Annotated in this window: 27 protein-coding genes; 17 read left to right on the forward strand and 10 right to left on the reverse strand. The window is 64.8% G+C overall.

Annotation, left to right across the window (positions count from 1 at the left end; translation table 11 throughout):
• The first annotated feature begins 5 nt into the window (after positions 1-5).
• From fliI to PCLY_RS05625, 14 genes are all read left to right on the forward strand, one after another.
• On the forward strand, positions 6-1,322 hold the full coding sequence (gene fliI / locus PCLY_RS05560) for a flagellar protein export ATPase FliI (RefSeq protein ID WP_061238292.1): 1,317 nt from the start codon (positions 6-8) through the stop codon (positions 1,320-1,322).
• A complete protein-coding gene (locus PCLY_RS05565) occupies positions 1,319-1,744 on the forward strand; it encodes a flagellar FliJ family protein (protein ID WP_061238293.1) in 426 nt (141 codons plus the stop codon). Before fliI ends, PCLY_RS05565 begins: the two co-directional genes overlap by 4 nt.
• A 77-nt stretch (positions 1,745-1,821) precedes the next feature.
• The gene (gene flgM, locus PCLY_RS05570) at positions 1,822-2,100 is read left to right on the forward strand and encodes a flagellar biosynthesis anti-sigma factor FlgM (protein WP_061238294.1); all 279 of its coding nucleotides are present in this window, start codon (positions 1,822-1,824) and stop codon (positions 2,098-2,100) included.
• Positions 2,097-2,543, forward strand: coding sequence for a flagellar export chaperone FlgN (gene flgN, locus PCLY_RS05575; protein WP_061238295.1), 447 nt, complete (start codon positions 2,097-2,099; stop codon positions 2,541-2,543). Before flgM ends, flgN begins: the two co-directional genes overlap by 4 nt.
• A gap of 157 nt (positions 2,544-2,700) precedes the next feature.
• Positions 2,701-3,252, forward strand: coding sequence for a chorismate--pyruvate lyase family protein (locus PCLY_RS05580; protein WP_061238296.1), 552 nt, complete (start codon positions 2,701-2,703; stop codon positions 3,250-3,252).
• A gap of 164 nt (positions 3,253-3,416) precedes the next feature.
• Positions 3,417-4,310, forward strand: a complete 894-nt coding sequence (gene ubiA, locus PCLY_RS05585) for a 4-hydroxybenzoate octaprenyltransferase (RefSeq protein ID WP_061238297.1) — start codon at positions 3,417-3,419, stop codon at positions 4,308-4,310.
• Positions 4,311-4,395: 85 nt separating this feature from the next.
• Positions 4,396-5,085, forward strand: coding sequence for a phosphate regulon transcriptional regulator PhoB (gene phoB / locus PCLY_RS05590; protein ID WP_024310067.1), 690 nt, complete (start codon positions 4,396-4,398; stop codon positions 5,083-5,085).
• 36 nt (positions 5,086-5,121) lie between these two features.
• Positions 5,122-6,441, forward strand: a complete 1,320-nt coding sequence (gene phoR / locus PCLY_RS05595; RefSeq protein WP_061238298.1) for a phosphate regulon sensor histidine kinase PhoR — start codon at positions 5,122-5,124, stop codon at positions 6,439-6,441.
• A 62-nt stretch (positions 6,442-6,503) separates the two neighbouring features.
• Positions 6,504-7,844, forward strand: coding sequence for a hemolysin family protein (locus tag PCLY_RS05600; protein ID WP_061238299.1), 1,341 nt, complete (start codon positions 6,504-6,506; stop codon positions 7,842-7,844).
• Positions 7,845-8,057: 213 nt separating this feature from the next.
• Positions 8,058-8,813 (forward strand): outer membrane beta-barrel protein, encoded by a 756-nt coding sequence (locus tag PCLY_RS05605; protein WP_061238300.1) that lies wholly within the window; start codon positions 8,058-8,060, stop codon positions 8,811-8,813.
• Positions 8,814-9,002: 189 nt separating this feature from the next.
• Entirely contained in the window at positions 9,003-10,151 is a 1,149-nt protein-coding gene (locus tag PCLY_RS05610; protein ID WP_061238301.1) for an FAD-dependent oxidoreductase, read from the forward strand.
• Between the two features lie 188 nt (positions 10,152-10,339).
• The gene (locus PCLY_RS05615) at positions 10,340-10,612 is read left to right on the forward strand and encodes an HU family DNA-binding protein (protein ID WP_003242571.1); all 273 of its coding nucleotides are present in this window, start codon (positions 10,340-10,342) and stop codon (positions 10,610-10,612) included.
• A 150-nt stretch (positions 10,613-10,762) separates the two neighbouring features.
• The gene (locus PCLY_RS05620; RefSeq protein ID WP_061238302.1) at positions 10,763-11,158 is read left to right on the forward strand and encodes a hypothetical protein; all 396 of its coding nucleotides are present in this window, start codon (positions 10,763-10,765) and stop codon (positions 11,156-11,158) included.
• A gap of 82 nt (positions 11,159-11,240) precedes the next feature.
• A complete protein-coding gene (locus tag PCLY_RS05625) occupies positions 11,241-11,993 on the forward strand; it encodes a hypothetical protein (RefSeq protein WP_197432148.1) in 753 nt (250 codons plus the stop codon).
• Positions 11,994-12,013: 20 nt separating this feature from the next.
• On the opposite strand, the gene PCLY_RS05630 is transcribed toward PCLY_RS05625, so the two are convergent.
• The 3 genes from PCLY_RS05630 to PCLY_RS05640 form a co-directional block, all read right to left on the reverse strand.
• The gene (locus PCLY_RS05630) at positions 12,014-13,423 is read right to left on the reverse strand and encodes an aminoacyl-tRNA deacylase and HDOD domain-containing protein (RefSeq protein ID WP_061238304.1); all 1,410 of its coding nucleotides are present in this window, start codon (positions 13,421-13,423) and stop codon (positions 12,014-12,016) included.
• A gap of 91 nt (positions 13,424-13,514) precedes the next feature.
• Positions 13,515-15,590, reverse strand: coding sequence for an ATP-dependent DNA helicase RecG (gene recG / locus PCLY_RS05635; protein WP_061238305.1), 2,076 nt, complete (start codon positions 15,588-15,590; stop codon positions 13,515-13,517).
• A gap of 8 nt (positions 15,591-15,598) precedes the next feature.
• A complete protein-coding gene (locus tag PCLY_RS05640; RefSeq protein ID WP_061238306.1) occupies positions 15,599-16,528 on the reverse strand; it encodes a hydrogen peroxide-inducible genes activator in 930 nt (309 codons plus the stop codon).
• Between the two features lie 215 nt (positions 16,529-16,743).
• Between PCLY_RS05640 and PCLY_RS05645 the strand changes: the two genes are divergently transcribed.
• Positions 16,744-17,601, forward strand: coding sequence for an NAD-dependent epimerase/dehydratase family protein (locus PCLY_RS05645; protein WP_061238307.1), 858 nt, complete (start codon positions 16,744-16,746; stop codon positions 17,599-17,601).
• 1 nt (position 17,602) lies between these two features.
• Entirely contained in the window at positions 17,603-18,403 is an 801-nt protein-coding gene (locus tag PCLY_RS05650; protein WP_061238308.1) for a helix-turn-helix transcriptional regulator, read from the forward strand.
• On the opposite strand, the gene PCLY_RS05655 is transcribed toward PCLY_RS05650, so the two are convergent.
• Positions 18,366-18,944, reverse strand: coding sequence for an AAA family ATPase (locus tag PCLY_RS05655; RefSeq protein WP_061238309.1), 579 nt, complete (start codon positions 18,942-18,944; stop codon positions 18,366-18,368). The two genes, PCLY_RS05650 and PCLY_RS05655, sit on opposite strands and share 38 nt — an antisense overlap.
• A gap of 79 nt (positions 18,945-19,023) precedes the next feature.
• On the opposite strand from PCLY_RS05655, the gene PCLY_RS05660 reads away from it, so the two are divergent.
• Positions 19,024-19,641 carry a LysE family translocator gene (locus PCLY_RS05660; protein ID WP_061238310.1) on the forward strand — a complete coding sequence of 206 codons (618 nt, stop codon included), beginning with the start codon at positions 19,024-19,026 and terminating at the stop codon, positions 19,639-19,641.
• A gap of 37 nt (positions 19,642-19,678) precedes the next feature.
• Here PCLY_RS05660 and PCLY_RS05665 read toward each other — a convergent pair whose 3' ends face one another.
• The 6 genes from PCLY_RS05665 to PCLY_RS05690 all read right to left on the reverse strand — a co-directional run bounded on the left by PCLY_RS05665 (position 19,679) and on the right by PCLY_RS05690 (position 25,081).
• The gene (locus PCLY_RS05665) at positions 19,679-20,410 is read right to left on the reverse strand and encodes a hypothetical protein (protein ID WP_061238311.1); all 732 of its coding nucleotides are present in this window, start codon (positions 20,408-20,410) and stop codon (positions 19,679-19,681) included.
• 58 nt (positions 20,411-20,468) lie between these two features.
• Positions 20,469-20,849 (reverse strand): RidA family protein, encoded by a 381-nt coding sequence (locus tag PCLY_RS05670; RefSeq protein ID WP_061238312.1) that lies wholly within the window; start codon positions 20,847-20,849, stop codon positions 20,469-20,471.
• A 69-nt stretch (positions 20,850-20,918) separates the two neighbouring features.
• Positions 20,919-23,030 carry a bifunctional GTP diphosphokinase/guanosine-3',5'-bis pyrophosphate 3'-pyrophosphohydrolase gene (gene spoT / locus PCLY_RS05675; RefSeq protein WP_061238313.1) on the reverse strand — a complete coding sequence of 704 codons (2,112 nt, stop codon included), beginning with the start codon at positions 23,028-23,030 and terminating at the stop codon, positions 20,919-20,921.
• Positions 23,031-23,093: 63 nt separating this feature from the next.
• Positions 23,094-23,357, reverse strand: coding sequence for a DNA-directed RNA polymerase subunit omega (gene rpoZ / locus PCLY_RS05680; protein WP_061238314.1), 264 nt, complete (start codon positions 23,355-23,357; stop codon positions 23,094-23,096).
• 94 nt (positions 23,358-23,451) lie between these two features.
• The gene (gmk, locus tag PCLY_RS05685; RefSeq protein ID WP_061238315.1) at positions 23,452-24,069 is read right to left on the reverse strand and encodes a guanylate kinase; all 618 of its coding nucleotides are present in this window, start codon (positions 24,067-24,069) and stop codon (positions 23,452-23,454) included.
• 148 nt (positions 24,070-24,217) lie between these two features.
• The gene (locus PCLY_RS05690; RefSeq protein WP_061238316.1) at positions 24,218-25,081 is read right to left on the reverse strand and encodes a YicC/YloC family endoribonuclease; all 864 of its coding nucleotides are present in this window, start codon (positions 25,079-25,081) and stop codon (positions 24,218-24,220) included.
• Between the last annotated feature and the right edge of the window lie 104 nt (positions 25,082-25,185).

Consider the following 25,185-nt stretch of genomic DNA (forward strand, 5'->3'; position numbering starts at 1 on the left):
CCCGCATGCTCGACTACAAACTCGACGAAGCGCTGCGCTCGCTCGAAGGCGTGCAGCTGGCCAAGGTGGCCGGGCGCCTGGTGCGGGTCTCCGGCATGCTGCTGGAGAGCCTCGGCTGCCAGCGCAGCACCGGCCAGCGCTGCCGCGTCGAGCAGGCCGATGGCAGCCTGCTCGATGCCCAGGTGGTCGGTTTCAACCGCGATATCACCTACCTGATGCCGTTCAAGAAGCCGGTCGGTCTGGCCGCCGGTTCGCGGGTGTTTCCGGCAAAGGACGAAGCCGTGCTGCAGATCGACGAGTCCTGGCTGGGGCGTGTGGTCAACGGCCTCGGCGAGCCACTGGACGAACGCGGCAGACTCAGTGGGCGCGACCCGCTGCCGGTCGGGCTGCCTGCGGTCAATCCGCTCAAGCGGCGTCCGGTGGAGGCGGCGCTGGACGTCGGCGTGCGAGCCATCAACGGCCTGCTGACTCTGGGCAAGGGCCAGCGCGTTGGCCTGTTCGCCGGCTCCGGTGTGGGCAAGAGCGTGCTGCTGGGGATGATCACCCGGCAGACCAAGGCCGATGTGGTGGTGGTCGGGCTGATCGGCGAGCGCGGCCGCGAGGTGCAGGAGTTCATCCTTCATTCGCTGGGTGAGGAGGGCTTGCGCAAGGCCGTGGTGGTGGTGGCGCCGGCCAACGAATCGCCATTGATGCGCCTGAAGGCCACCGAGCTGTGCCACAGCATCGCCGCCTATTTTCGTGATCAGGGCCAGGACGTGCTGCTGCTGGTCGACTCGCTGACCCGCTACGCCATGGCCCAGCGCGAGATCGCCCTGGCGCTTGGCGAACCGCCGGCGACCAAGGGCTATCCGCCCTCGGTGTTCGGCATGCTGCCGGAGCTGGTGGAAAGCGCCGGCAATGGCGAGAGCGGCAGTGGCAGCCTCAGCGCCATCTACACCGTGCTGGCCGAGGGCGATGATCATCAGGATCCGATCGTCGACTGCGCACGCGCCATCCTCGACGGCCATATCGTGCTGTCGCGTCGCCTGGCCGATGTTGGCCACTATCCGGCCATCGACATCTCGGCCTCGGTCAGCCGTTGCATGAGTCAGGTCGGCGAACCCGCGCACCTGGCGGCCGGGCGCCAGTTCAAGGAGTTCTACAGCACCTTCCAGAAGATCAAGGAACTGATCCCGCTGGGTGGCTACACCCCGGGCATGGACGCCAAGACCGATCGCGCCGTGCAACTGGCGCCCAGCCTCGAACGCTTCCTGCGCCAGGAGGTCGGCGCCAGTGCCGAACTCGGTGCCAGCATCGCCACCTTGCAGAGCATCATCAAATGAAAGAGCAGCTAGAAGTGCTTGGGCGCCTGGCCAGCCTGCGTGGCAACCGCGTGCAGCAGATGCTCGGACGGGTCAGCTATCAGCAGAATCTCTGTCAGCGCTATCGCAACAACATCACCGGCCTCAGCCGCCTGTGCGGTTTCAGCGTGCCGATGACCACGCCACTGCAGCGCGACAATCAGCAGCGCTACAAGGCGACCCTGTACAAGATGGTCGAGCTGCAGCGCCGCGAGCTGGCGCTGGCCGAGGAGAACCTGGCGCGCATTCAGCGCGAGTTGCTCGCGGCGATGCGCAGCGAAAAGGTCATCACCCAGTTTCTCGAGGGCAAGATGGGCGAGTGGCAGGACCTGCTTGCCCGCCAGGAACAGAAGATTCAGGATGGTCTGGCCGCGCAGGCCTGGTGGCGAACCCGGGTCAGTTAATTTTCGGCGGCGTGTTTAAGTTCTCGCCGCCCTCGGTCGCTCTTGAGTCATAACACCACGCGAGTTGGATTCGAATCATGGAAATCAGCCGGCATCTCAAGCCCAGTCTCAACCTGCCCAGCGATGCGCCGGCGCAGGTGCAGAGCGCCCGCCCGCAGCACAGTGGCAATGCCCGCAGCAGTGCCAGCGAGGAACCACGCCTGGAGCAACTGCAAGACGCCCTGCGCAACCTGCCGGACGTCGACCTGGACAAGGTTGCCCAGCTCAAGGCCGCCCTCGCGCGCGGCGAACTGAGCAGCGATCCGGCCGCGTTGGCCGGCAGCATGCTGACCTATCACAGCGGTAGCGATGCGTGACCACTGCGCGTGAGCAACAGCTGCTTCAGGTGGTCGAGCAGGATCTGCACCAGGACTGCGCCGACTACCTCGCCCTGCGCGGGCTGATGCAGGAGCTGTATCAGCAGTTGCTCAAGCGCGACAGCCGGCAGATCGATCTGCTCAACGAGCAGATCCTGCCACTGGTGGATCAGGCCAAGGCGCGGGCCGAGCGCCGCAGCAAGGTCCTGGCTGCTTTCCAACTGGGCAGCGGCCACAGTGCCATGCACAAGCTGCTGGCGCGCTATCCGCAAACCCAGCGCAATCACCTCGCCCTCACCTGGGAGCAACTCGGCCAGCTGGCCGGCCAGTGCAAGCGCCTCAACGAGCGCAACGGCAAGCTGCTGGCCATGCATAACGAGATTCTCGAACAGTTGCTCGGCGAGCCTGGCTCGGCGCAGCTGTACGCGCCGCAGCCGTATTGAGTCGCGGCTAAAGCCCCTCCCACATGGGCGAGTGCCAGCATCTGAGTCGGGGGCTGCACTGTGGGAGGCGCTTCAGCGGCGACTGCCTCCTTGTGCAAAAAGCGACTATCGCGCCGTGCTAGACTCGCGCGCTTTCGATCTGTAGTGACTTCTTGCCGTGCCTCACGCCGCTCTCGCCCATCCGCCGCGCTGGCTCACCCATGCCCAGCTGCATCCGCAGCCGGTTGCCGGTGTGCGCGACTGGCTGTTCAACGAGGATTCACTGACCCGGCGCCTGACCGCGCTGTCGCACGACGGCTTCTCGGTGACGCCACTGCACGAAGGCTGGCAGCGCCTGCGCAATGACGAATGCGCGCTGCTCGGCGTGGCCGATGGCAGCCAGGGCTGGGTGCGTGAGGTGTATCTGCGCGGCAATGAGCAACCCTGGGTATTCGCCCGCAGTGTCGCCGCGCGCAGCGTGCTGGAAGGTTCCGGGTTGAATCTGGCGGAGCTGGGCAGTCGCTCGCTAGGTGAGCTGCTGTTCAGTGACCGGGCTTTCGACCGTGGCGAGTTGCAGGCCTGCCGTTATCCGGCGGCCTGGCTGCCGGACGAGGTGCGCGAAGAGCGCCTCTGGGCGCGGCGCTCCTGCTTCAGTCGCGGTGCGCTCGGTGTCTTGGTCGTCGAGGTATTTCTGCCGGCGTTCTGGCCGGCAGCGGGTATTGACGCCTAGGGCGGAAAACCGCGCAGCGTTTTCCATCAGCCATCTGCGCGACGTGCCACGATCCGAAGGCGCCGCCGCAATTCGCGGCTGTGATTGTGGATGAATACTCGCCCCGGTCCACCCTACGCCAGCAACCCTCGTATAATCCGCGCAACCTGCACGGAGACGCCGCGATGTACACCCGCCTGCTGCAATCGACCACCCGCCTGCACCCGCGCGCCTGGGACTTCATCCAGCTGATGCGCCTGGACAAGCCCATCGGCATCTACCTGTTGCTGTGGCCGACCCTGTGGGCGCTGTGGGTCGCGGCCGATGGCATGCCGAGCGTGAAGAACCTGTTCATCTTCGTTACCGGCGTGATCCTGATGCGGGCTGCTGGCTGCGTGATCAATGATTACGCCGACCGCAACTTCGACGGCCACGTCAGCCGCACCCAGTTGCGGCCGCTGGCCAGTGGCAAGATCCAGCCGCGCGAGGCGCTGGTGCTGTTCGCCGTGCTGGTGGCGCTGAGCTTCGTGCTGGTGCTTTTCACTAATGCCACCACCATCTGGCTGTCGTTCGGCGGCCTGGCCCTGGCCGCCTGCTACCCCTTCATGAAGCGCTACACCTTCTACCCGCAGGTGGTGCTCGGTGCCGCGTTCTCCTGGGGTATGCCGATGGCCTTCAGCGCCGTCACCGGCGAGCTGCCGCCGCCCGAGGCCTGGCTGCTGTACATCGCCAACCTGCTGTGGACCGTGGCCTACGACACCTACTACGCCATGGCCGACCGTGAGGACGACCTGAAGATCGGGGTGAAGTCCACCGCCATCCTGTTCGGTGATGCCGACCGCCTGATCATCGCCACCCTGCAGGGCATGGCGCTGCTGTGCCTGTTCCTGGCCGGCGCGCGCTTCGAGCTGGGCCTGTACTTCCACCTCGGCCTGCTGGTGGCCGCTGCCTGCTTCGCCTGGGAGTTCCACGTGACCCGCCGGCGTGAGCCGTTGGTATGCTTCAAGGCCTTCCTGCACAACCACTGGGCGGGCCTGGCGATCTTCGTTGGCATCGTGCTGGACTACGCGCTACGTTGAGCCGTGCCGCGCGCCTGTCATATCGCTGCAATAATTTCGTTATCTAATGCGGCGCAGACAGAGAACGAATAGAGGCTAAGGCCCCATGGTTGGCAAGAACATCCTGATCGTCGATGACGAAGCACCGATCCGCGAGATGATCGCGGTGGCCCTGGAGATGGCCGGTTACGAGTGCCTGGAAGCGGAGAATACCCAGCAGGCCCACGCCGTTATCGTCGACCGTAAACCTGACCTGATTCTGCTCGACTGGATGCTGCCCGGCACCAGCGGCATCGAGCTGGCTCGCCGCCTCAAGCGCGACGAGCTGACCAGCGATATCCCGATCATCATGCTCACCGCCAAGGGCGAAGAGGACAACAAGATCCAGGGGCTGGAAGTCGGTGCCGACGACTACATCACCAAACCGTTCTCGCCGCGCGAGCTGGTCGCCCGCCTCAAGGCCGTGCTGCGTCGTGCCGGCCCCAGTGACGGTGAGGCGCCGATCGAGGTGGGCGGCCTGTTGCTCGACCCGATCAGCCACCGCGTGACCATCGACGGCAAGCCGGCCGAGATGGGCCCGACCGAATACCGTCTGTTGCAGTTCTTCATGACCCATCAGGAGCGCGCCTACACCCGTGGCCAGTTGCTCGATCAGGTCTGGGGCGGCAATGTCTACGTCGAGGAGCGTACCGTCGACGTGCATATCCGCCGCCTGCGCAAGGCCCTCGGTGATGCCTACGAAAACCTGGTACAAACCGTGCGCGGGACTGGGTATCGTTTCTCCACCAAGGGTTAATCGCTGGCGCGAATTCGCGCCAGCCGCTCGACAAGGATGCGCTCCATCGTGAATCAAGACTGGCGTGGCGCCGTGGTGCGTCGGCTGTTGCTGCTGGTGGGTGCCTGCCTGCTGCTGGGCTTCATCACCGGCGAATATGCCTGGGTGCTGGCCTGCGGCCTGGCCATCCATCTGGGCTGGACGCTCAGCCAACTGCTGCGTCTGCACAAATGGCTGCGCGAGCACAAATCCGATGAGCCGCCGCCGGATGGCTACGGCCTGTGGGGCGAGGTATTCGACAGCATCTACCACCTGCAACGGCGTAACCAGAAGGCCCGCGGCCGTCTGCAGGCGGTGATCGACCGCGTGCAGGAGTCCACCGCGGCGCTCAAGGATGCGGTGATCATGCTCGACAGCCAGGGCAACCTGGAGTGGTGGAACCGCGCCGCCGAGACCCTGCTCGGCCTGAAGACGCCGCAGGACAGCGGCCAGCAACTGGCCAATCTGGTGCGCGACCCGCGCTTCAAGGAGTACTTCGAGCGCGGCAACTATGCCGATGCCCTGGAGATTCCCTCTCCGGCCAACGACCGGCGTCGCCTGCAGTTCCATATCACCCGTTATGGCAATCGCGAGCATTTGCTGCTGGTGCGCGACGTCACCCGCCTGTATCAGCTGGAGCAGATGCGCAAGGACTTCGTCGCCAACGTCTCCCACGAGCTGCGCACGCCGCTGACGGTGATCGCCGGCTATCTGGAAACCCTGCTGGACAACGTCGAGGCGGTCAACCCGCGTTGGCTGCGGGCGTTGCAGCAGATGCAGCAGCAGGGCGCACGCATGCAGACCCTGCTCAATGACCTGCTGCTGCTGGCGAAGCTGGAAGCCACCGACTACCCCTCGGACAACCAGCCGGTGGCGGTGGATCTGATGCTGCTGTCGATCAAGAACGATGCCCAGGCGCTGTCTGGCGATCAGTTGCACCGCATCAGCCTGGAGGCCGATGCGCATATCAAGCTCAAGGGCAGCGAGGCGGAGCTGCGCAGCGCCTTCTCCAACCTGGTGTTCAACGCGGTGAAGTACACCCCGGCCGGTGGCGACATTCGCATTCGCTGGTGGGGCGACGAGCAGGGCGCGCACCTGGCCGTCAGCGACACCGGCATGGGCATCGAGGCCAAACACCTGCCACGCCTGACCGAGCGCTTCTATCGCGTGGATTCGAGCCGTGCCAGCAACACAGGGGGCACCGGTCTGGGCCTGGCCATCGTCAAGCATGTGCTGCTGCGCCATCGTGGCAATCTGGAGATCAGCAGCGTTCCCGGCAAGGGCAGTACCTTTACCTGCCATTTCGCCGCGGCGCAGGTGGTGCAGCGCGCGCGCTGAGTGCTTGCATTCGCCGCGGTGAAGCTCCAACCTCTAGCGATCACTGGCCAACCCGAACCTTCATGGACCCCTCCACGAGTCTTCCCGCTTCTGCCTATATCGCCGATTTCGGCCTCATGTTGTTCGCCCTGTTTCTGGTTCTGCTCAACGGCTTCTTCGTCGCCGCGGAGTTCGCCATCGTGCGTCTGCGCGCGACCAAGGTCGATGCCCTGGCCGAGGCCCATGGCTGGCGCGGGCACATCCTGCGCACCGTGCACAACCAGATGGACGCCTACCTATCGGCGTGCCAGTTGGGTATCACCCTGGCTTCGCTGGGCCTTGGCTGGGTCGGTGAGCCAGCTTTCGCCGAGTTGCTGACGCCGCTGCTGGTAGCGGTCGGCGTCGAGTCGCCGGCACTGATTCACGGCATCGCCTTCTTCGCCGCGTTCTCGATCATTTCCTACCTGCACATCGTCATCGGTGAGCTGGCGCCCAAGTCCTGGGCAATCCGCAAGCCGGAGCTGCTGTCGCTGTGGACGGCCGCGCCGCTGTACGCCTTCTACTGGCTGATGTACCCGGCGATCTTCGTCCTCAATGCCAGCGCCAACGCCATTTTGCGTATCGCCGGGCAGGGTGAGCCGGGGCCGCATCACGAGCATCACTACAGCCGTGAAGAGCTCAAGCTGATCCTGCACTCCAGCCGCGCCACCAGCGACAACGATCAGGACCTGCGGGTGCTGGCTTCGGCGGTCGAGTTGGGTGAGCTGGAGGTGGTGGACTGGGCCAACTCCCGTGAGGACCTGGTCTTTCTCGAACTCAACGCCAGCCTGGATCAGGTGTTCACCACCTTCCGCCGGCACAAGTACAGCCGCTATCCGATCTTCGACGAGAGCAAGGGCGAGTTCGTCGGCGTGCTGCACATCAAGGATCTGCTGCTGCATCTGTCGCTGCTGGAGATGTTGCCGTCAGCGCTCAAGCTGGGGGATCTGATGCATCCGCTGGAGCGCGTCAGTCGCCACATGCCGCTGTCGCAGCTGCTCGAGCAGTTCCGCCAGGGTGGTGCGCACTTCGCCCTGGTCGAGGAGGCCGATGGCAAGGTGATCGGCTACCTGACCATGGAAGACGTGCTCGAAGCACTGGTCGGCGACATTCAGGACGAGCACCGCAAGACAGAGCGCGGCATTCTCGCGTACCAGCCGGGCAAGCTGCTGGTGCGTGGTGACACGCCGCTGGCCAAGGTCGAGCGGTTGCTTGGCGTCGACCTCGACCATATCGAGGCCGAGACGCTCGCCGGCTTGATCTACGAGACGCTCAAGCGCATGCCCGATGAAGAGGAAGTGCTCGACACCGATGGCCTGCGCATCATCGTCAAGAAGATGAAGGGGCCGAAGGTGGTGCTGGCCAAAGTGGTCAAGCTGGACTGAGTCGGCAAGGCGCCAACGGACGGCGTCTCAGCCGGTGAAGATCGCTGTTCGTTCGGTCAGCTTTTTCTCCTTCAAGCCAGGCCCATTCAGGGCCTGTTCAGTTTCGCGACCGCTTATCCGGTTTGTCGAATAGCCGTTGGCAAGGGAAGTCTAGGTACTTGCGTCCCATCTCCCGGTGGGGCGGGGTATCCACTCATTGCCAAGGAAATCGTCATGCAGCTGTCCAGCATCACCCCCAAAGCAACACTCGCCCTGTGCCTGGCGGGCGCCTCGCAGGCCTATGCAGACTCGGTCACCGACCCCATCTCGACCTTCGGTGTCATCGCTTCGCACAACCAGTACAAGCTCACCGTGGACGATGAAAGTGACAAGGAGCGCCTCAACCAGGGCGGTCTGTTCTACCACTTCGGCAACAAGCTGACCGGGCAGGAAGGCTTCATCTACCAGGCCGGGATCGAAGGTCAGTACCGTGACAAGGACGACGTGGAATACAAGTCCGCACGTGCCGACATCGACCTTGGCCTGCGCGCGGCGCTGAGCACCAACAACTACGTCGACCTGATCGTCGGCGGCGGCTATGACTGGGGTCGCATCGAGCAGGACGACGTCGGCCCGCTCGACAGCAACGTCAAGCTGACCAGCAAATCGCCTTTCGCCAAGGCCGGGCTCGGTTACAACTACCTAACGCCGGACTACACCCTGCGCCTGGAAGTGGGGGCGCGCTATTCCATCAACTCCGAAGCGCGCCTGAAGGTCGATGGCGACAGCGACTCCGTGGACCTCAAGGACAAGGTCAATCCCTACGGCGAGCTGACCGTGCTGTGGAACAAGGGCATCAACAGCCTGCCGGTCAGCACCAGCCTGTACTACACCCAGACCCGTTACGAGCTCGACAGCAACAGCGAGATTGCCGAGCGCAGCAAGCTCAAGCAGGAGCAGGTTGGCCTGCGTGTAGGTCTGGCGTTCTAAGCGCCGCGCGGACCGCCTGGCATGCCGGGCGGTCTGCCGTGATTCCCCCGCTCACATCCTCCCCAACCTCCGAATGGCGGGCTGCACGCGATCTGGCCAGCGCTTGCTCGATCCAGTAGGGTGTCATCCCGCCATCTCGGGAGGCGGCCGCTGTGCCGTCGTGTCGTTTTCATTGTGAGGAAAGAGCGCATGAGTGCACCCGTCGTCATCATCGGCACCGGCCTGGCCGGCTACAACCTGGCCAAGGAGTGGCGCAAGCTCGACACGCAGACGCCCTTGCTGCTGATCACCGCTGACGACGGCCGCTCCTACTCCAAGCCGATGCTGTCCACCGGCTTTGGCAAGAACAAGGATGCCGACGGCCTGGTCATGGCCGAAGCCGGTGCCATGGCCGAGCAGCTCAATGCGGAAGTCCGCACTCACACCCGCGTCACCGGTATCGACCCAGGCCACAAGCGTCTGTGGATCGGTGAGGAGGCTGTGGCCTACCGCGACCTGATCCTGGCCTGGGGCGCCGAGCCAATTCGCGTACCGGTCGAAGGTGATGCCCAGGACGCGCTGTTGCCGATCAACGATCTCGAGGACTACGCCCGCTTTCGCTGCGCCGTGGCTGGCAAGCGCCGCGTCCTGATTCTCGGCGCAGGCCTGATTGGTTGCGAGTTCGCCAACGACCTCAGTGCCGGCGGCTACCAGGTCGAGGTGCTGGCGCCCTGCGAGCAGGTGATGCCCGGCCTGCTGCATCCGGCGGCGGCCTCTGCCGTGCAAGCGGGTCTGGAGGGCCTGGGCGTGCGATTCCACCTGGGGCCGGTGCTGGCCAGCCTCGACCGCCAGGGTGATGCGTTGCAGGCGTCGCTGTCCGACGGCAACCTGATCCAGTGCGATGCCGTGGTTTCGGCTGTCGGCCTGCGTCCACGCATCGCGCTCGCCGCGGCGGCAGGGCTCGACGTCAACCGTGGGGTGATGGTCGACCGCCAGCTGCGCACGTCGCACGCCAATATCTACGCTTTGGGCGATTGCGCCGAGGTCGATGGTCTCAACCTGCTGTACGTCATGCCGCTGATGGCCTGCGCCCGGGCGCTGGCCAAGACCTTGGCCGGCGAGCCCACGGCTGTCAGCTACGGGCCGATGCCGGTGACGGTGAAGACCCCGGCATGCCCGCTGGTGGTTTCGCCGCCACCGCGTGGCCGCGAGGGCGAGTGGACGGTCGAAGGCAGCGGTAGCGACATCAAAGCGCTCTGCCGCGAGGCTTGCGGAACGCTGCTCGGTTACGCGCTGACCGGCGCAGCCGTGCAGGAGAAACTGGCCCTGAACAAGGAATTACCAGCACTGCTGGCATGATTGCCTGCCGTTCTGTCGGATACGCCACGAAATTGCCCGGTTAAACCGTCCGACGAGACTGGCGCCGCGCGGTGCGGCGTGCCATTCTCCCTTGGGTCTGCCGCAGCGCAGAGCTGTTGCGGCGCCTTGGGCGCTGTTCTGGAAGAACAGCACGGACACAACAACAAAAAACCGTCAAAGAGGCATCTATGCGTAAACCGGAACTCGCCGCCGCCATCGCCGAAAAGGCTGATCTGACCAAGGATCAGGCCAATCGTGTACTCAACGCCGTACTGGAAGAAATCACCGGTGCACTGAACCGCAAGGACAGTGTGACGCTGGTTGGCTTCGGTACCTTCGTCCAGCGCCATCGTGGCGCCCGCACGGGCAAGAACCCGCAAACCGGTCAGCCGGTGAAGATCAAGGCCAGCAATACCGTCGCCTTCAAACCGGGCAAGTCCCTGAAAGACGCGGTCAACTGAGCCCCTTACCCGGGGCCGTTCGGCTCCGGGGTCCCCCTGCGCAGGCATACTGCGCCCCACGCTGCTACGGCCGTGCTTTAGACAGGCTGTAGTCTTGCAAGAAAACCACTACAATGCGCGCCCATCATCTTCGATCACGAGGGCCTGTGCATGAAATTCCGTTTTCTTCTGTGGATGCTGGGCCGCCTGATGGCCAAGGCCAGTCGTGAGAACCCGGCGTTCCGTCAGCAACTCGAAGGCCGCGATATGGTGTTCCAGCTACACACCCTCGACGGCAAGGTCGCCCGCCATTTCATCGTTGCCGGTCAGCGTGTGACCAGCAAGCGCGGCACCGCCACGGACCCCGCTTTCGCCATCGGTTTCAAGGATGCCGCCTTTGGCTTCGAAACCATGACCGCGAAGAACAAGCAGCTGGCCTTCATGCAGGGTATCCAGAACAAGGACATTCAGATCCAGGGCAACCCGGCGCTGGTGATGTGGTTCCAGGGGCTGACCAAGTACCTGATGCCGAAGAAGAAGATCGAGGCGCCGAAAAAGGCTGCCTGAGCGACACCGACAGGCGTCGCGGCTGGCCGCAACGCTGCGCTTTGGTTAGGCTGCCAGGCACGTTCCTGTGGAAAACCTGGCCATGCGTCTTTTCCTGCTCCCCCTGCTATTGCTGAGCGCGACCACTGTGCGGGCCGAGCCGGCTTCTGCCAAAGCCCTGCTGCCTCTGTTCGAACTCGCCGGTATCCATCTGCTGTGCGAACAGAGTGCGCCGTTGCTGCAGCGTGGGCAGGCTGAAGCCGAACAGCAGCGCCTCGCTCAGCTGTTCGCTGGCGAGGCGTTCTGTCTGGAGCTGGCGACGCGGGTCGCGACCCGCTTCGATGCGGTGCAGGGCGAGCAGGCCCGTGAGCGTCTCGATAGCGCGCTGGCGCAGCGTTTCACCGCGGCCGAGCGGGCGGTGGGCGAGCAACCCGAGGGTCTGGCCGAGTACCGCCAGCGGCTGCAGGAGCAGCCGCCACGAGGCTCGCGTCTGGAACTGGTCAAGCGTCTCGATGCCGCCGCGCATACGACCGAACTGGCCAGCCTGCTGCGCTATGAAGTCGGCAAGACTCAGGCGTTACTGGCGCTGAGGGCGCGTGGCGAGAATCTCGGTGAGGCTGAGTTGCAGGCACAGACGCAGGCACAGGCGGATGCCATTCGCCAATCCAGCGAGCAGGCAGTGGAGACCTTCATGTTCTATGCCTATCGGCAGATGCCCAGCGACCAGCTCGCCGAGTATGCGGCGCTGTACGAGCATCCCAGCGTCAGCCAGTTGCTCAGCACCAGCCTTGACCTGTTGCCACAGCTGTTCGCGGAGCGCCGCGAGCAGCTGCGCAAGGCGGCTATCGAACCTTAGACAGCCGCGCTCACGACTACTCAGTGTTGCGGCTGTTGGAACTGCGCCGCCAGTTCACGCAGGGCAACCTCGGCGCTGAGCACCTTGCTCACCGCATCGTCGGCCTTTTCCCGGCTCAGGCCCAGGGCCTCGAACAGCTCGTCAGGAATCTCGTTCTGCGGGCCGGCACCGATACCCCGGTTGCGCAGCAGGCTGACCGCCAGGCACACCAGGTTGGGGAAGGCGGCGTTGTCGCCGGCATAGGACGGGTCGTGCTGGAAGCGCAGGGCGTTGGACAGCTCTTCGGGCATGTCCCAGTGGCGCATCAGCCAGGCACCGATCTGCTCGCGGGTGATGCCCAGCAGGTGTTGCTCGATATGGCTGTGCGACAGGTGCGGGTTGACCTCCAGATGACGGCAGATCAGCGAGAAGTGCGGCGGGAAGACGTGCGCCAGAACCAGATAGCCGAAATTGTGCAGCAGGCCGGCGAGGTAGGTCAGGCCGGCTTCTGGGCGCTGCGCGCGCGGCATGGCGCGGGTCAGGCCTTCGATTACCGCAGCGGTGTAGATCGCCTGTTGCCAGTAGGGCGTGGCGTGCTGGGGCTGGTCCTTGGGCAGGCTCAGGGTCTTGCCCAGGGCCAGGCCGAGGGCCAGGTTGATCACCAGATCGAAGCCCAGCACGCGAACGATGGCGTCCTCCACCGAGCGAATCTTGCCGGGTGCGGCGTAGTAGGGCGAGGCCGCCCAGCTGACCACCTGGGCGGCCAGCGCCGGATCGGTTTCCACCACGCCAGTGATGTCGTCCACCGTGGCATTGGGGTCGACCCGTAGTTTGATGATTCTCTGCGCGGTTTCCGGCAGCGGTGGAATCTCGATGGTTTCTTCCAGGCGCTGCTGGATGCGCCGCGCGGTGAAAGCCTGTACCGCCTGGGTGATTTCCGCGCGGTCGTCATGCGGGCGATCGAGGTTCGGTTTGATCGCGCTGACCGGCTCGCCGAAACGCGCCGCGCTGGCCTTGCTCAGCAGCGCCTTGAATGCGTCGGTGGGGATTTCCAGCAGCACGCCAGGCTGGCCGGAATCGATCAGCAGGCTGGGGGCCAGCAGCAGGCGTTCCTCATACAGGCAAGGCGAGCTGGTCAGCGGTGGCAGGCCGGGCAGGGCGGCCAGGTTGTGCTTGCCGAGCATGCGCTCCAGGCGCTCCGGTTTGACCGCGGTGAGCTGGCGCCCGGTCAGTTCGGCCAGGCGCGACAGGTCGAGCAATTGGCTGCGCGGGTAGAGCACCAGCAGGGCACCGACGGCGTCGTCCAACAGCACGGCTTGCAGGCGTGCTTCGCTTGGCTGGCCCGGTCGCTCCGCACGCACCTGGTAGGGCACGGCGAGTTTCTCCAGCAGTTGCACGATCACGGCAGGTGGTTGCGGAGTTGGATTGGCGGCGAAGGCTGCTTCAGTCATATCGATATCCAGCGTTGGCGCATGTGCCCCGGAGTATAACCAGCGAGGATTTGCGCAAAGGTTCGTGGCGACGGTTGTCCTGTGAACAGGTTCACACTTGACCGTATTGCTGGCCGTGACGCAACCAGCGCTCCAACAATGGAGCCACATGTTGCGGCCAATGTTCCAAAAGAGCTTGCGCGGCGTCGCGCACGGCGGGTAACAGGTCGGCATCGCGCATCAGGTCAGCGACCTTGAACTGCAACAGGCCGGTCTGCCGGGTGCCGAGCATTTCGCCGGGGCCGCGCAGTTCAAGATCCTTCTCGGCGATGACGAAACCGTCGGTGGTCTCGCGCATGATCGCCAGGCGCTCGCGCCCCAGTTGTGACAGGGGCGCATGGTAGAGCAAGACGCAGTGGCTGGCGGCGCTGCCGCGCCCGACCCGGCCGCGCAACTGGTGCAACTGGGCCAGGCCCAGGCGCTCGGGGTTTTCGATGATCATCAGGCTGGCGTTGGGCACGTCGACGCCGACTTCGATCACCGTGGTGGCCACCAGCAGCTGCAGGTTGCCCTGCTTGAATTCGTCCATCACCGCCGCCTTTTCGGCGGGCTTCATGCGTCCGTGGATCAGCCCGACACGCAACTCGCCAAGCGCCGCAGAAAGCTCCTCGAAGCTGGTTTCGGCAGCCTGGCAGGTGAGTTCTTCGGACTCTTCGATCAGGGTGCATACCCAGTACGCCTGGCGCCCCTGCTGGCAGGCATTGCGCACCCGCTCGACCACCTCGATACGGCGGCTGTCGGCAATCACCAGGGTGTTGACCGGCGTCCGTCCGGGCGGCAGTTCGTCGAGGATCGACGTGTCCAGATCGGCGTAGGCGCTCATCGCCAGGGTGCGCGGGATGGGGGTGGCGGTCATGATCAACTGGTGCGGGCTGAGGCGTCCGTCGATGCCTTTCTGGCGTAGCGCCAGTCGTTGCTGCACGCCGAAGCGGTGCTGCTCGTCGATGATCACCAGGGCCAGGCGTTTGAACTTCACTTCGTCCTGGAACAGGGCGTGGGTGCCGACCACCATCGGGCAGCCGGCGGCGATCTGCTCCAGTGCGGCGGCACGTGCCTTGCCCTTGAGCTTGCCGGCCAACCAGGCCACGTCCAGACCGAGCGGCGCCAGCCATTTGCTGAAATTGAGAAAGTGCTGCTCGGCGAGGATCTCGGTCGGCGCCATCAGCGCTACCTGGTAACCGGCCTCCAGCGCCTGCAGGGCGGCCAGGGCGGCGACCACCGTCTTGCCGGCGCCGACGTCACCCTGCACCAGACGCAGCATGGGTTCGCTCTGCGCCAGGTCATAGGCGATCTCGGCGCCGACGCGCTGCTGCGCGCCGGTCGGGGCAAAGCCGAGGTTCTGCAGGTACAGCTGTGGCAGTTTTTTCGCCGGCGGCAGGGCTGGCGCCTGCTGGGCGCGTACCTGTTCGCGCAGGCGTTGCAGCGACAGCTGATGGGTCAGCAGTTCTTCGAAGGCCAGGCGATGCTGCGCCCAGTGGCGGCCCTCGGCGAGTTCTTCGACATCGGCGTCCGGTGGTGGCCGGTGCAGGTAGCGGATGGCATCGCTCAGCGGCGCCAGGCGATAGTCGCGGGCCAGCTCGTCGGGCAGCCAGTCCGGCAGGCTGCGCGGGCCAAGGCGCGCGAGCGCCTGCTGGCTGAGCTGGCGCAGGCGCTGCTGGGTCAGTCCTTCGGTGGTCGGGTAGATGGGCGTCAGGCTTTGCTCAACCGGGACCGGCTCGTCGCCGCTCTGCGCGCGGTATTCCGGGTGGTAGATCTCCAGGCCGGTGGCGCCGGGGCGTACTTCGCCATAGCAGCGCAGGGCGGTGCCGCGCTTCAGGCCGTCCTTCTGCGCCTGGCTAAAGTGGAAGAAGCGCAGGCTGAGGGTGCCGCTGCCATCCTGCAGGCGCACCAGCAGGCTACGGCGACGGCCCATGACCACGTCAGCACCGGCAACGATGCCCTCGACGACCGCATCCTGCCCCGGGCGTAGCGCGCCGATGGGGGTGATGCGGGTGCGGTCCTGGTAGCGCAGCGGCAGGTGGAACAGCACATCCTGCAGGTTTTCCAGACCGACCTTGGCGAGTTTTTCCGCCAGCGCGGCGCCTACGCCTTTCAGCGCGGTGACGGAAATCGCTGACAGCTCGCTCACGTCCGGCCTCAGGCGCTCTTGGTCTGCGGGCTGCGGGCGACCGAGCAGAGGCGGATGGAGTCAGCCAGCACTTCGATGGCGTTGGGCCGCGGGAAGCTGGCGCGCCAGGCGATGGCCACGGTGCGGAAGGGCACCGGCGCGCTGAGCGGACGCACTTCGATCACGCCCGGCGCGTAGTGGTGGCTGTCCACCGCCGAGAACGGCAGGATCGACACGCCAAGGCCGGAGGCGACCATGTGACGGATGGTTTCCAGCGAGCTAGATTCGACCGTGGTGTGCTTGCCGTGGTCGTCGCCGCCCTTGCGCAGGGTGGGGCAGGCCTCCAGTACCTGATCGCGGAAGCAGTGGCCTTCGCCGAGCAGCAGCAGGCTCTTGTCGTTGAGCAACTTGGTGTCGATGGTGTCCATCGCCGCCCAGGGGTGGCCAGCTGGCAGCAGCGCGTAGAAGGGCTCGTCGTACAGCGGCTTGGTCAGGACATCGGCTTCCTGGAACGGCAGGGCGATGATGATGGCGTCCAGCTCACCAGTGCGCAGCTTGTCGCGCAGGATGTGAGTGAAGTTTTCCTCGATGTACAGCGGCATGTCCGGAGCGACCCGGTGCAGCTGCGGAATCAGGTGCGGGAACAGATAAGGGCCAACGGTGTAGATGGCGCCGATCTTCAGCGGTGCAGTCAGCTGGTTCTTGCCGGCCTGAGCCAGTTCGCGAATGCCCTGGGCCTGCTCCAGCACTTTCTGCGCCTGGGTGACGATGCCCTCACCGACCGGGGTCAGGCGCACGGCGCTCTTGCTGCGCTCGAAAATCAGTACGCCGAGCTCGTCCTCCAGCTTCTTCACACCGACCGACAGGGTTGGCTGGCTGACATGGCAGCGTTCGGCGGCGCGACCGAAATGCTGTTCCTGAGCGAGGGTGACGATGTAGCGCAGTTCGGTGAGGGTCATAGTGTTTATCCATTAAGTTGCCGCCAAGCATAGCCTTTGCAAACAGATGAACCAACCGGGCTAACAGGCTGTTGCACAACTATCGCGACTTTGGCGCCTGCTGCGCGCGCCTTCACCCAGGCGTCGTCGCGTTGCCGCCTGGCGCCGGCTGCCTCGCCAGCGCTCTGGGACGGCCTGTTACACTGCGTTTTTGCGTAAAGGTCATGGAGAAAAGCATGTCGGGAAGCAAAAGTCTGCTGATCGCCGGGTGCGGGGACGTCGGCAGCCGTCTGGGTCTGCGCATGGCCGACCAGGGCTGGCGTGTGCTGGGCATGCGGCGCAACGTGGCTGCGCTGCCGGCCGCCATCGAGCCGCTGGCGGGTGATCTGCATGCCGATGCCTGTCCGCCGGGCTGGCCGCAGGGGCCGCTGGACTATCTCGTCTACTGCGCCGCCGCTATCGAGCACGACGAGGCCGGTTACCGCGCGGCCTATATCGATGGCCTGCGCCGTGTGCTGGGCTGGCTGGCACAGCATGGCCAGCGCCCGCGACGTATTTTCTTCGCGTCCAGCAGCGGCGTGTATGGGCAGCAGCAAGGCGAATGGATCGATGAAGACGCTCCAGCCGAGGCCCAGAGCTTTTCCGCCGTGATCATGCGTGAGGCCGAACGCGTCGCGCTCGACAGCGGCCTGGCCGCGACCACGGTGCGCCTGACCGGGCTCTACGGCCCCGGTCGTGAATGGCTGCTGAGCCAGGTACGTGGAGGCTATCGGGTCAGTGAGACGCCGCCGCTGTATGGCAATCGCATTCATGTCGATGACGCTGCAGGCCTGTTCGCCACGCTGCTGCAGGCGGACGCCGAGGGTGCCTCTCTGGCCGACTGTTATCTGGGTGTCGACGATGAGCCGGCGCCGCTGCATGAGGTGGTGGGCTGGCTGCGCGAGCAACTGGGCGTCAGCCATTGGAGCGATGAACAGCGTGTGCGCCGTGCTGGCAGCAAGCGCTGCCGCAATGCCCGCGCCCGTGCGCTGGGGTGGGCGCCGCAGTACCCCAGCTATCGCGAGGGCTATGCGGCGATCATCGGCGGGCACTGAGGTGGACGCCAATAGCCTGCTGGCCAAGCCGTGGTTGCCGGGCGTCGAGCTGTTTCACGCCGATTTCTCCGGGCAGGCATTCGGTCGGCACAGCCACGATGCCTTCGCGATCGGCGCCATCGTGCATGGGGTGGGCGGCTATCAATGCCGTGGCCAGCGCTATGCACTGCCTGCCGGCACGCTGTCGCTGATGAACCCCGAGGAGCCGCACACCGGGCATGCCGAGTCCGAGCGCGTGGTCTATCGCATGCTCTATATCGAGGAGTCGCGCCTGCCCACGTTGCTTGGCCGCAAGCGGCTGCCCGAAGGATTTCGTGAACTCAATCCGGCCGATGATGGACAGGTCGCGATGCGCCTGGCGCGCCTGGCGGATGCCTTCGAACGCAGCGATGCGCTGGGGCTGGAAAGCGAGCTCCTGGGGCTGCTGGAGCAGGTATTCGTCCGTCATGGTGGCTTGCGCGAGGCGCGCCCGGCCCGTCGCGACAGCGGGGTGACGGCGGCCCTGCGGGATTATCTGGAGGCGCACTACGCCGAGGCCGTCAGTCTGGAACGCTTGGCCGGCCTGGTGCAGCGTCACCCGCGACACCTGATCGAGGCGTTTCGCCGGGCCTATGGCGTGCCGCCGCACACCTACTTGCTGCAGCGCCGGGTGCGCGAAGCCAAGCGCAGGTTGCTGCAAGGGCAGGCGCTGGCCGAGGTGGCGCTGGAGCTGGGTTTCTATGACCAGGCGCACTTCAACGGTGTGTTTCGCCGCTTCACCGGGGTCACTCCGGGGCGCTTTCGCACGCTGGCGCAGGGCTGAGCACGCAGCACCGCAGGACGAAGTCGCGGCGCTGCGCCAGGCTCGCCGGTGGGACCTCGAGCAACTGATAGCCCGCTTCGGCATAGACCTCGCGCATCACCGCGCAGGTCCGTTCGGCCTCGGCCGCATCCTGGCGGCGCTCAGGGTCGTTGCGGTAGATCTGTGGCCAGTGGGGCAGCAGGAACACTTGCCGCTGGTAGCGCAACTGGCGCGCCGCCTGCAACAGGTGTTCGCCGACCGGCAGGTCGTTCAGGCGCAGGTAGCCGATGATGTCGATCAGGCTGCGGTCGAAGAACACCGGCCCCTTCATCGTCAGTGCCTGGCGATGAACCCTGAGCTCCCAGGCCAGCATCAGTTCGGCGAACAGCTTCGGGTCACGCCAGGGCAGGCCGGCGCCGCCGATGGCCTGTTGCTCGCGAATGATCGCCCGGCCGGCTTCCTCGCAAGTACTGTGGCCGGCCTGCGCCAGAGCTGCCAGCAGACTGCTCTTGCCGCTGCCGGGGCCGCCGGTGAGGACGTGGAAAGGTGGAGGGCATGGCATCAGGGTGAGTTCCTCTGAGTTTTTTCCAATACATCGCTAGCGGTAGTTGCCGACACTGCCTCCGCCAAACGGAGGTTGCATGTTCGCGCTGTTTCTACTGGTTGCCGGTACTCATTTCGCGGCCCTGCTGTCGCCAGGGCCGGATTTCTTTCTGTTGATTCGTACCGCGCTGGCGCAAGGCCGGCGTCAGGCCGACGGTTGCGCCTGTGGCATCGCGCTGGCCAACCTGCTGAGCATGCTGCTGGTGCTGTTCGTCATGGCGCTGCTACCCGCCGAGGGCAGTTGGTTGTGGCGCGGTATGCAGCTTGTCGGCGGCTTGTACTTCGCCTGGATCGGTCTGCAGGCGCTGGCCTCGCGGCGGGATCTGCTGCTGCCGCAGGGCGACCAGCTGAGGCTGGGCGGGTTGTGCAAGGGTATGCGCCAGGGCTTGCTGGCCAGCAGCCTCAACCCCAAGCTGCCGCTGTTCTACGCCGGGCTGTTCGGGGTGTTGCGCGAGTCCGCGATGCCGGCATGGGGGCTGGGCCTGGCGATGGCGTGGATGACCCTGGTGGTGCTGTGCTGGGATCTGGCGTTGGTACGCCTGCTCGATCAGGCGCGCTGGCGCGCCTGGTTGCAGCGCCGGGTACGCTGGCTGGATCGCGGCTGCGGCGGGTTGTTGCTGGCGCTGGGTGTCTGGTTGCTGCTGGGGGCTTTTTAGCTGGCGCCGCTCCTGCCCGGAGTCGGCGCATCCCACGTCAGCGGCGCTTGAGCAGCCAGCGCTGCGGGCCGGGCTGGTACTCGGGCATCTCGTCGAACTGGGCGCGGTTGTGCGCTTCGAAGATGCGCAACTGGTTGCCCTCGTGGACGAACAGCCAGGGGCTACCCTGATCGCCCGCCTGCAGCCAGATACTGTCGTGCTCGCCGCTCATGGCGGCGCAGTCGCCCGCCAGGCACAGGGCGAAGCGCTCGGCGCCGGGTAGGCCATGCACCTGGCCGTCGCTGTCGAAACGCACCAGGCCGCCCTGGCCTTGGCCTTCCTCGATCAGCCAGTCACCGCCCAGGTAGTCGCGGTATAGCGCCTGTTCGAAGCTGCTGCCCAGAGCCTTGGGTTCGCCCGCGCCATCGACGCGGGTGAAGTGCTGCTCGGGCCAGTAGTCGCTGGCGATCTGCACCAGTTCGCCATTCTGCACGCTCAGCTGTTCCTGGTAATCGCCATAGAAGGTGACCTGCCAGCGTCCCTCTGCGGCGCTCTGCAGCTTGCCTTCGGCCAGCTCGAAGCCATTGCTGTAGCTGGCTTGCTGACGGTCAGGAGCGATATGCCATTCGAGGTTGGGACCATAGGCGAGCAGGGCTTCGCGTAGACGACCGCTTTCACGGGCGGCGTCGATGGCGGCCTGGTTGATCCAGGTTCCACTCGGGTCGTTGTTCGGCTTGCTGGCGCAGCCGGCCAGCAGGGTCGCGCAGAGCAGCAGGGAAAGCAGACGCATGGTGATCTCCATGCTACGTGAGGAGGGAAGAGCGGGGCGTGAGGCCCCGCTGTGGCGCTTATTCCAGAACCAGAATCGCGTCCATTTCCACCAGCGAACCACGCGGCAGGGCGGCAACGCCGATGGCCGCACGCGCCGGGTAAGGCTGTTCGAAGTAACGGCCCATGATCTCGTTGACCTTGGCGAAATGCGACAGGTCGGTGAGGAAGATGTTGAGCTTGACGATGTCCTTGAACGAGCCGCCGGCTGCTTCGGCTACGGCCTTGAGGTTTTCGAACACCTGTACGGTCTGCGCTTCGAAACCTTCGACCAGCTCCATGCTCACCGGATCCAGCGGGATCTGGCCAGACATGTAGACGGTATTGCCGGCCTTGATCGCCTGGGAGTAGGTGCCGATGGCGGCGGGGGCCTTGTCGCTGCTGATGACGGTCTTGCTCATGAATCGCTCCTTATGAGAACTGACTGGGTCGAGGCACCCAGCCTACAGACTGGAAATAGGGGGATTGTGTCAGGCGCGTACTCGGGTGATACGCATCACGCCTTTGAGCGCGCGCAGTTTCTTGATCACGCGGGCCAGGTGTACGCGGTCATGCACGCTGACCACCAGTTGTACCACGCTGATGCGACCATCGCGTTCGTCCATGCTGATCTTCTCGATGTTGCCATCGGCAGCATTGACGCTGCTGGCCAGCAGGGCGATCAGGCCGCGCTGGTGCTCCAGCTCGACGCGCAGTTCGACGTTGAATTCGCCGGTGACGTCCTTGGCCCAGTTGAGCTGGATGCACTTTTCCGGGTTGTGGCGGATTTCGACGATGTTCCGGCAGCTTTCCATGTGTACCACCATGCCCTTGCCGGCAGACAGGTAGCCGACGATGGGATCGCCCGGAATCGGTGTGCAGCACTTGGCGTAGCTCAGCACCAGGCCCTCGGTACCGCGAATCGCCAGCGGCCCTTCACTGCCGGGCAGGGTTTCGTCGCCACTTTCGGCCAGCAGGCGACGGGCCACGACGTAAGCCATGCGGTTGCCCAGGCCGATGTCTTCGAGCAGGTCCTCGATGACTTCCTGGCGATACTCGCCCAGCACGGCTTGCACTCGCTCGGGAGCGATCTTCTCCAGATGCGTATCGAAGCTGGCCAGCACCTTGTTCAGCAGGCGTTCGCCGAGGTTGATGGATTCCGAGCGGCGCTGCTGCTTGAGCGCATGGCGGATATGCGTGCGCGCCTTGCCGGTGACCACGAAGTTGAGCCAGGCCGGATTCGGCCGTGCGCCCGGGGCGGTGACGATTTCCACCGTCGAACCGCTTTCCAGCGCCTGCGACAGTGGCGCCAGGCGACGGTTGATGCGGCAGGCGATGCAGGTGTTGCCGACGTCGGTGTGCACCGCATAGGCGAAGTCGACCGCCGTGGAGCCTTTCGGCAGCTCCATGATGCGGCCCTTGGGCGTGAACACGTAGACCTCGTCCGGGAACAGGTCGATCTTCACGCTCTCGATAAATTCCAGCGAGTTGCCGGCACGTTGCTGCAACTCCAGCACGCCCTTGACCCACTGGCGCGCGCGGGCGTGGTTGCCCTTCGGCACTTCGTCCTCGTTGGACTTGTACAGCCAGTGCGCAGCGATGCCGTTGTTGGCCATCTCTTCCATCTCGCGGGTGCGGATCTGGATCTCGATGGGCACGCCGTGCATGCCGAACAGCGTGGTGTGCAGCGACTGGTAGCCGTTGGCCTTGGGAATCGCGATGTAATCCTTGAAGCGCCCGGGCAAGGGTTTATACAGGTTGTGCACGGCGCCAAGCACGCGGTAGCAGGTGTCGACCTTGTCGACGATGATGCGGAAGGCGTAGACGTCCATGATCTCGTTGAACGCCTTACGTTTGCCGCGCATCTTCTGGTAGATGCTGTAGAGGTGCTTCTCGCGGCCGATCACCTCGCCTTCCATGCCTTCGTGTTGCAGGCAGACCTGGATCGATTCCTCGATCTTGGCGACGATTTCCTTGCGGTTGCCCCGAGCACGGCGCACGGCGGCGCGGATGCGCTCGGAGCGCATCGGGTGCATGGCCTTGAAGCCCAGGTCTTCGAACTCCACGCGCATGTTGTGCATGCCCAGTCGGTTGGCGATGGGGGCGTAGATTTCCAGGGTTTCCTTGGCGATGCGCCGGCTCTTCTCGTGCGGCATGGCATCGAGGGTGCGCATGTTGTGCAGGCGGTCGGCGAGCTTGACCAGAATCACGCGGATATCGCGGGCCATGGCCATGGCCATCTTCTGGAAGTTCTCGGCCTGCGCCTCGGCCTTGGTCTCGAAGTTCATCTGGGTCAGCTTGCTGACCCCGTCGACCAGTTCGGCCACGGTTTCGCCGAACTGCGCGTTGAGCGCTTCCTTGGCGATGCCGGTGTCTTCGATGACGTCGTGCAGCATGGCGGCCATCAGACTCTGATGATCCATGTGCATTTCAGCGAGGATGCTGGCCACGGCCAGCGGATGGGTCACGTAGGCTTCGCCACTGCGGCGGCGTTGGCCATCGTGCGCCTGTTCGGCGTAGAAGTAGGCTCGGCGTACCAGGTTGACCTGGTCATGGCCGAGGTAGGCCGAAAGTCGGTCGGCGAGAGCGTCTATGCCTGCCATGGGGTATCCCCCTCAGGGCTGGCTTGGCTACACGCCGCGCGACTTCGACCCGGCATCATCGACTTACAGAGGCTCGTTGGCCTCTTCCTCGAAGGCGGCGAACAGCGGCTCTTCCTCGACGATGTCGTCCTGGGCGATCACTTCATAGTCCACCAGGCCAGCCGCGATTTCGCGCAGGGCCACTACGGTGGGCTTGTCGTTTTCCCAAGCCACTTTCGGCTCTTTGCCGCCGGTGGCCAGCTGGCGCGAACGCTTGGTCGCGAGCATGACCAGTTCGAAGCGGTTATCAACGTTGTCCAGGCAATCTTCGACGGTAACGCGAGCCATGGTGTTCCTCGTAACTTGTGCGGATAAGCTTGGCCCGAGCGGGCGAGCGGACTGAATAGTCTAAAAAATCACCAGCGACAATGGAAGCGCTGTTTTACGCCAGCAGTTCGCTGAGCAGGCCGGCATGGCGCTGCTGCTGTTGCTGCTGGATCAACTGATTGCTGCGGAAGATGGCTTTCAGGTCGCTCAGGGCGTGGTTGAAGTCATCGTTGATCACCAGGTAGTCGTACTCGACGTAGTGGCTCATTTCGCTGACCGCCTCGCGCATGCGCCGCTCGATGATCTCGCCGCTGTCCTGGCCGCGATTGGTCAGGCGATGGCGCAGGGCCTCCTGGGTCGGCGGCAGGATGAAGATGGACTTGGCCTGCGGCATCAGCTTGCGCACCTGCTGCGCGCCCTGCCAGTCGATCTCCAGGATCAGGTCGAAACCTTCGGCCAGGGTCTGTTCGACCCACTTCTGCGAGGTGCCGTAGAAGTTGTCGAAGACCTGCGCATGCTCGAGGAACTCGCTGCGCTCGATCATGGCGCTGAAGTGCGCATGCTCGACGAAGTGGTAGTTGACCCCGTCCTGCTCGCCCGGGCGCATGGCACGCGTGGTGTGCGAAACCGAGACGCGAATTTGCGCTTCGCTGTCGATCAGGGCCTTGACCAGGCTGGTCTTGCCGGCGCCGGAAGGTGCGGAAATGATGTAGAGGGTGCCGGTGGTGGCCATTAGAGCTTCCTGAGCGAATCTTGGTGGACGTGAAAACGTAGCGAGCGACGGCTGGGCAAGGCGAAATCAGGTGAGAAAGCGGAGTTTACGACTGTAAATGAGCATTTCGAACCTGATTTGTACGCGGTATAGCCTAGCGTAGCCATCTTCACTCGATATTCTGAACCTGCTCGCGCATCTGCTCGATCAGGACTTTCAAGTTGACTGCCGCTTGCGTGCTGCGCGGGTCGAAGGCTTTGGAACCGAGGGTGTTGGCTTCGCGGTTGAGTTCCTGCATCAGGAAGTCCAGGCGCCGACCCGCGGCGCCGCCAGCCTTGAGCACGCGGCGCACTTCGCTGACGTGGGTGCTCAGGCGGTCCAGTTCCTCGGCCACGTCGCTCTTCTGCGCCAGCAGCACCAGCTCCTGTTCCAGGCGTTGCGGGTCGAGCTCGGCCTGCATCTCGGCGAAGCGGGTTTCGATCTTCTGGCGCTGGCCGGCGAGCATCTGCGGCACCAGTTGGCGCAAGGCGGCGATTTCGTCGAGGATGCTGTCGAGGCGCTCGTTGAGCAGCTTGGCCAGTTCCGCGCCTTCACGGGCGCGGCCGGCCTTGAGCTCGCCCAGCGCCTGGTCGAACAGCTTCAGCGCGGCCGCGTTGAGGGCTTGCGGGTCGGCCGAGTCGGCTACCAGCACGCCTGGCCAGGCCAGCACTTCCAGTGGGTTGAGTGGCGCCGGTTGCTGAATCAGCGCCGCGACCTGCTCGGCGGCGCTGATCAGTTGGCGAGCGCGCTCGCTGTCGACCTGCAGTTGTTTACCGGCGCTTTCTTCGGCGAAGCGCAGGGTGCATTCCACCTTGCCGCGCGACAGGCCCTGGCGCAGTGCTTCACGCACGGCGCCTTCGAGGTCGCGAAACGCTTCGGGCAGGCGCAGATGCGGCTCGAGATAGCGGTGATTGACCGAGCGCAGTTCCCAGCTCAGGGTGCCGTGGGCGGTTGCCTGCTCGTTGCGGGCAAAGGCCGTCATGCTGTGAACCATGGGATACCTCGTGGAAGTCGGCGTCGAAAAACGCAGGATTGTAGCGCAGTGAATCGACCCGACCCAATTCGGCATGTCGCCACAGCCGCCCGGCCCCTATAATG

It is taken from the genome of Ectopseudomonas composti (genome assembly GCF_001567565.1).
Taxonomy (GTDB): domain Bacteria; phylum Pseudomonadota; class Gammaproteobacteria; order Pseudomonadales; family Pseudomonadaceae; genus Aquipseudomonas; species Aquipseudomonas composti_A.